Source organism: Bartonella sp. AP58NXGY, assembly GCF_042195785.1.
In the GTDB taxonomy this organism is placed as follows: Bacteria; Pseudomonadota; Alphaproteobacteria; order Rhizobiales; family Rhizobiaceae; genus Bartonella.
Map to the genome: position 1 here is coordinate 1 of NZ_JBHIOY010000227.1, position 293 is coordinate 293.

Genomic DNA, 293 nt, shown 5'->3' on the forward strand with positions numbered 1-293 from the left:
TTGAAGAATGTCGTCAACGTGATTTAACTTATGCAGCCCCATTAAAGGTGATATTGCGTTTGATTGTTTTTGATGTTGATGAGGATACTGGCTCCAAAGATATCAAAGATATCAAAGAGCAGGGCGTTTATATGGGCGATATGCCTTTAATGACGACTAATGGTACCTTTATCGTCAATGGTACCGAGCGTGTTATTGTTTCTCAGATGCACCGTTCTCCAGGCGTCTTTTTTGACCATGATAAGGGCAAGTCTCATTCATCAGGAAAGCTTCTTTTTGCTGCTCGTGTTATT

At 40.6% G+C, this 293-nt stretch carries 1 protein-coding gene; it reads left to right on the plus strand.

Annotation, left to right across the window (positions count from 1 at the left end; genetic code table 11):
- Positions 1-293: hypothetical protein (locus tag ACFINC_RS10595; RefSeq protein WP_375617187.1), on the plus strand; the 293-nt coding region annotated here is incomplete at both ends.